This window comes from Endozoicomonas sp. SESOKO3, from assembly GCF_024606255.1.
Window position 1 is genome coordinate 1 of sequence record NZ_JAHHPR010000470.1, and the last position, 6816, is coordinate 6816.

5 protein-coding genes are annotated in these 6816 nt (G+C 41.7%); 4 read left to right on the top strand and 1 reads right to left on the bottom strand.

Translation table 11 applies throughout. The features are described from left to right. Nucleotides 1-106: 106 nt before the first annotated feature. Nucleotides 107-274, bottom strand: a complete 168-nt coding sequence (locus KDK18_RS08090; RefSeq protein ID WP_257254396.1) for a hypothetical protein — start codon at nt 272-274, stop codon at nt 107-109. Between the two features lie 61 nt (nt 275-335). Here KDK18_RS08090 and KDK18_RS08095 point away from each other — a divergent pair, with 61 nt between their 5' ends. From KDK18_RS08095 to KDK18_RS08110, 4 genes are all read left to right on the top strand, one after another. Further along, nucleotides 336-2099 carry a hypothetical protein gene (locus KDK18_RS08095; RefSeq protein WP_257254397.1) on the top strand — a complete coding sequence of 588 codons (1764 nt, stop codon included), beginning with the start codon at nt 336-338 and terminating at the stop codon, nt 2097-2099. Nucleotides 2100-2282: 183 nt separating this feature from the next. Next, nucleotides 2283-2840, top strand: a complete 558-nt coding sequence (locus tag KDK18_RS08100) for a hypothetical protein (RefSeq protein ID WP_257254398.1) — start codon at nt 2283-2285, stop codon at nt 2838-2840. 177 nt (nt 2841-3017) lie between these two features. Beyond that, nucleotides 3018-4781, top strand: a complete 1764-nt coding sequence (locus KDK18_RS08105) for a hypothetical protein (RefSeq protein ID WP_257254399.1) — start codon at nt 3018-3020, stop codon at nt 4779-4781. Nucleotides 4782-4953: 172 nt separating this feature from the next. Further along, complete coding sequence (locus KDK18_RS08110) at nt 4954-6732, top strand: hypothetical protein (protein ID WP_257254400.1); 1779 nt, start codon at nt 4954-4956, stop codon at nt 6730-6732. The last annotated feature ends 84 nt before the right edge of the window (nt 6733-6816 follow it).

Here is a 6816-nt window from a genome sequence, read left to right on the forward strand (position 1 = left end):
TTGAAGTTAATGGAGTTGAAGTTAATGGAGTTGAAGTTAATGGAGTTGAAGTTAACACGATCCCTGCTGACAGAGATGAAGCTGACAGGGGTAATCCTGACGGTGTTTAGTTTGGATACTTTTCCAGTTTTTTCAGACCGGGGCTATCAGGAAATTTGTGCAGATTCAGTTGTAGCATTGCGGTCGAAGTTTTGATGAGGTCAGCAACGGCTTCAATGCAGATATCGCCTGCTCGATAAATCAGGGTTGCCGGGTTCTTGAGTATTACGGTCACAGAGGCGTGGCAGGCGAAACTACCTTATTCAGGGCATTCAAATTCAACAAGGCAGGCGACGATGAGTCATCCCATAGGTCGATTACTAATAGCATCAAAGCCATCAATATTTTTCCATCGTTACAAGGCTAATCATTTGGTTACTGCTTCCCTTGGCTTCATCGTGCTGGCTTGCCCCTGTTCAAAACTGTTGGCAGGAAATCCTTTTTCAACGCCAGTGGCGGCAGAATTTGCTGGAATAAAAACGACAAAAGAGCCTGGCTGCCTGGACGATTTGATTAACCATAATGCTTACATAAGACAAATCCCTCCTTTTGTTTTCAACCCAAATACGACCCATTTTATCTTTGCCATGAATCATGAAAATGAACGAGGCGAAAAAAAGGATGAGTATTCAGAAGAACCGGAGGGGGCTGAAGCACAGCAGCTTAAGCCCTTAATGGAAATTCCGCTCCCGCCAATGAACCATGCACAAATTACTGCCATTATCCAAGGGCTGAATACTGGCTTTGATGAAGACACCCTGAACACTATGTTGAGCTACATTCCGGTAACCCTGCCCGATGAGAGCCTGACCATTGCAAGCATGATCAAGAAAGTGCAACAAGCTCTCCATGTTGAGGCTGACAATAACCAGAACGCAATGATAGAAGTTCTAACGAATATCGTGGGTACCGAATCTCCTGTCGATATGACTAAACCAGAGGATCAACTGAGCCTGGTGATTTTGATGATGAGTTACTACACAGCCATCCATTCAAATGGAGCCACCCCTCAAGTGGCTCATGCTTTTTTTGACTCATTCCTGTTTCACGCCACTGATTTTTCTGGTATCAAGAGACTTCATGCCAGAAAAGCTGGCCTTTTAGGTACAATAGCATCAATAAAAGATCACGAAATTTTAAAAGCAAATATTAAAGAATCTGCTTCAGTCTTCTCTGGCCTGAAGTTGTTGGGAGAAATGCGCCTTAAGATTTTGCAGCAATTGGACAATCTACCAGAAGCTGAAATTTCTGAGGCATCAGTAGACCCCATGTTATTAACCGCTTCCTCTTTGCTCAACTATGGGATTGATAAGAACCTAACACCGCTTTATCAGCATGATATAAAATCAGCCGAACAAATTTTAATGCTCATACAAGACTATGTTGAGAAAAATCCTGAATCAGTTGCCTCTAATATTAAGTTCATGAGTTTTCTATATTCTTCAAGCCTGATTCTTGGTTCTTTCATTAAAAAAATGGTACTTACACAAGGTGACAACATGTCGATTAATTTTAGCAATTCAGATGTTTTAGCTGAGGCTGATCCCGTTATTGACGCTATCGACACGGTGTTTAAAAAACTAACATTAAGTGCAATATCCGAAGAAGTACGAACCGACTCAAAAAAAAACACTGGAAATGAAAACCCTGAATTATTTCGAAAATGGCTTCTAGCCTTAGAAAATCACATATCGACACAATTACAAAAAACGTTTATTGATAAAAATGACTACACACTCGAAATGTTATCTATCTGCTCAACATTTGACTTACTGGAGAGCTACACTACGAAAGCAATGTATCGGCTAACTACTGACAACAACGCCAATGAGCAGGCTGATGGAGCCAAACAAAACAAAACAGCAAAGGGTCAAGAAGGAAAAGAGTTTAGCAACGAAGAGAAAAAGAAGAAGATAAAGCATCTGAAAGCACGGAAAAAATGCTTGGATGATTTCGAAGATTGGTTCAAGACTAACTTTGATTATTCTGTAGACACGCTTTATGGCTCTGAGAATGTTGAGGCCGTCAGAGCTAGTTTTGACGCTAGTTTTGACTATTGACGGTGTTTATTTTTAATCTTCTTCCTGTTCTTTCAGAATAATCGCCACCAACAGCTTCAAAACCCACGTTCTGATCGCCGCGGTCGCGAAAGGCTTATAAGGAAAATCCCCCTCTTTATTCTCAACCCAAATACAACCCACTTTATCTTCTCCATGAACCACGAAAATGAGCAAGGCGAAAAAATGATTGAGGATTCAGAAGAATCGGAAGGAGCTGAAGCACTCCTGCCTCAGCCTTTAATCGAATTTCCGCTCCCGCTAGTCAATGCCACAAGAAACGAAACCGCCAGACGTGTTCAGGCTATCGGTCTTCCTACCACCTTTGCTACTGGCGGTAGAACCAAGTTCAACCGCACTCAGCAAGGATACAAGAAAGAGCAATGGATAGATGCCGCCTGTTTAGGAGAGTCAGGAGCCAGCATATACATACCAGAAAGCACAAAACCCTTAATCATTAAGGCTATGGGTCGTGGATCGAGGCAAATGTGCAGAGTGGACAAGTACGGATTTCCCCGTACAAAGGCTAAAGGCTCAAAACAAGTAAAAGGGTTTCAGACTGGCGATATCGTCAAAGCTATCGTTCCGGCAGGTAAACGGCAAGGAACGTATACAGGACGGGTTGCGGTACGCAGTCGAGGAAGTTTCAACATAGCAAATGGAACGGGAACAATAACCGACATATCCTACAAACACTGTAAGAAAATTCAGTCTACGGATGGTTACGGGTACAGCTTGTCCTAACGGGCAAGTCTATTTTCCCCACCGCACTTACGGTGTCCCCAAATCGAGGCAAAACGATGGCTTAAAACGTAACGTGCAAATTCAGTAATAGCATTGACTGGTGCTTAAAATTCGGCACTGCTGCAGTCCATGTACTAGTTTATGTGCACATTCATAAAATAGAGAAGGCAGGTGTCGATGAGTCATTCCATTTTTCGATTACCTAAAACAGCAAAGCGGTCGATATTTTTCCATCGTGACAAGGCTAGTCAGTTGTTTGCTGCTACTCTTGGCTTTATCACTACGGCTTGCCCCTGTTCAAAACCGATGGCAGAAAATCTCTTACCAACACCAGATGAGGAGATATTTGTCAGAGATGAAGAGACAAAAGAGTCCAGCTTACTGGGCGATCTCATTAACCATAATGCTTATATTGGGATAATCCCCCCTTTTAGTCTCGACCCGAATTCGACCAGCGTTATCTTCGCCATGAACCATGAAAATGAGCAAGGCGCAAAAAAGGATGAGAATTCAAAAGAATCGGAAGGAGCCGAAGGAGAACAACCGCAGTCTTTAATGACGATTCCGCTTCCGCCAATGAGCCATGCAGAAGTGAGTGACATTATCCTGAAGTTAAATACAAGCATTGAGGCAAGCACTTTAAACACTATGTTGAGCTACGTCCCTGAAACACTCCCCAACGAGAGCCTGACCATCGAAAGCATGATTGAGCAAGTACAACAAATTTTCGGTGTTGTGGCCAACAACAACCAGAAAGCAATGATAGAAGTTTTATCTCATATCCGGGGGATCGAATCTCCTGTCAATTTGACCAGACCACAACAAAAACAGAACCTTGCGATGTTGATAGTGGCTTACTACACAGCCATCAATTTAAGTAAATTATCCACTCAAGAGGCTAATGACCTTTTCAACTCATTCCTGCTTCACGCCACGGTCTTGTCTGGTATCGAGAGACTCCGTATCGAAAATGATGAACTTTTAGGTCTGGAAAAATCAATAGATAAACCCACAGAAGATCACAAAGTGCTAAAAGCAACTATTAAAAAATCTGCTGCCGTCATCTATGGCCTGAAATCGCTGCAAGAAATGCGACTTTATTTTTTGCAACAATTGGAGAATGACTTAGCAGCTGAAAAGTCCGACACACCTGTCGATCCAAAACTGAAAGCCACTTTATCTCTGCTCAACTATGGCATTTATAAGAACGGAATACCGCATTCTCATCGTAATATAGAATCAGCTCAACGAATGCTCTGCCTACTAGAACATAATGGTAAAAAAAATCCTGAGTTAGCAGCCTTAAATATTCAGATCTTAACTTTTATTGATGCCATAAGCCTGATTCTTGATCCTGCCGTTATACAATTCGAAAGTAAACATATTGACAACCTGTCGAGTTATTTTAGCGCATTAAATTCAGATGATCCCACTACCGACTCTTCAGAGACAAGAGACAAACAACAGTCATTATTTGAAATATTCAAAAAGGCACTAACCGACGCAAAAACCAACCCGGGAAATGAAAATCCTGAATTATTTCAAGAATTACTTATAACCTTACAAAAACACATAGAACAGCAATTACTAAAAATTCATGATAATTCAAATGATTACACAACCATAATGCTAACCCTCACCACAGGATTTCAGGATCTGCTGAAACAATCACGCATTATGTTGGCAATGCTTGAGACAACTGTTGAGACCAATGCCAACGATCAGGCTGATGACGCTAAATCCAGCGAGCCAGCAGATGGACAAGAGAGAAAAGAGTTCAGAGAGAAAAAGCAGAAGATCAAACACCTGGAAGAACGAGTAGAATACTTGGTTGATTTCTTCGATTGGTTCTATGATTTTGCCACGAAGTATCCTTATGACTCTGACACTATTGATCCTGACAGATATATTCCTGAAAGTCTTGACGGAGTTTATTTTTAATCTTCTTCCTGTTCTTTCTGACCTGGCCACCAGCAGCGGCTTCACAGCAAACGGCAGGCTCTGAAACGGTAGTGATTTCGGTAGGTCATTTAGCCCCTGCAAATTCGGTGCTGCTGCAACCCATAGACTACTTTTTAACACAGCATCCATAAACCCTTGAAGGCAGGTGTAGATGAGTCACTCCATTGCTCGATTACCTAAAACAGCAAAGCAATCGATATTTTTCCATCGTGATAGCGCCAATCAGTCGGTTGCTGCTTCCCTCTGCATCATCATGATGGCTTGCCCCTGTTCAACACTTCTGGCAGACAATCTTTTTTCAACACCAGTGGAAGAGGGATTTGTTAGAGAAAAAACGACAAAAGAGTTCAGCTTCCTGAATGATTTGATTAATCATAATGCTTATATAGGAAAAATCCCTACTTATGATCTCAACCCGAATACGAGCAGTCTTATCTTTGCCATGAACCATGAAAATGAGCAAGACGTGAAGAAGGATGAGCATTCAGAAGAATCGGAGGGAGCTGAAGCACGGCAGTTACAACCATTAATGGAAATTCCGCTCCCGCCAATGAACCATGCACAAATGACCGCCATTATCCAGGGGTTGAATGCAGGCTTTGATGAAGTCACCCTAAACACTATGCTGAGCTACATCCCGGTAACCCCCCCCGATGAGAACCTGACAATTGCAAACATGATTCAGCAAGTGATACAAGCCCTCGGCTATACACTCGACAATAGCCAAAGTTTGATGATAGCAGTTCTAACTGACATCCGAGGCACCGAATCACCTGTCGATATTACCAAAACAGAAGATCAACACAACCTCGCGATGTTGATGGTGAGTTACTATATCGCCATCCATTCAAATGAAGCCACCCCTCAAGAGGCCCATTTCTTTTTTAACTCATTCCTGCTTCACGCCGCCGGCTTCTCTGGTATCGACAGACTTGACACCAAAAAAGATGAGCTTTTAGGTGTAAAAGAACCTATAAATGATCGCACAGTTTTAAAAGAAAATATTAAAAAATCTGCCAGATTGTTCGATGGCCTGAGATTGCTGGGAGAAATGCGCCTTACTTTTTTATACATATCGGAGCAATACTCAAAATTTAAAAAGACCAGGGAATCAATTAATCCACTGATAACAGCCGCATTCTCTCTTCTCAACAAAGACGTTAGCAAGAGCAAAAAAATGCTTTATCATAATAAATCTCACTCAGCTCAAACAATGTCCAGGCTGATAAAAAAATATGGTGAAATAAAACCTGAATTAGTTGCCTCGAATAATCAGTTTTTGAGTTTAATTGATGCCATATGTCTGATTCTTGATCCTTACTCTATACAACTCGCAAATACACACATTGACAATCTGGCGACTTACTTTAGCGCATCCAACTGGGATGACACTATTACTCACTCTTCAGAGATAAAAGACAAAGAACAGACATTATTTGGAACATTCAAAAAGGTATTAACCGACGCAAACGACAACCCGGGAAATGAAAATCCTGAATTATTTCGTGAATTACTTCTAGCCCTACAAAAATACATAGAGCAACAGTTACAAAAAACTTTCAATGATTTTAAGGATTGCCAAGTCATATTCGAAAGCCTCTTCACAGGATTTGAAGATCTGCTGAGGCAATCACGCATTATGTTGGCAATGCCCGAGTCAACTCTTGAGCCAGATGTCAACGAACATGCTGATGGACCCAACCTTGGCGAGGCAATAAAGGATCAGGAAGGAAAAGATTTCAGCGAAAAAGAGAAGAAGAAAAAACACCTTGAAGAACGGATAGAACACTTGGTTGAGTTCCTCGATTTTCTCTATGATTTTTCTATAGAGAATATTGACAACATGGACCCTGATAGTCTTTATCCTGCCGCCTGTTATGTTCTTCCTCCCAGCCTTGACGAAGCACTTGAGGACAAATATTACTACTAATTTTCTTCCTGTTCTTCAGGATCGGGTACCACTAGCAGCCTGTCGGACTTAAGCGTCCGTAGCGAGGATTGCAAGAAATTGAGG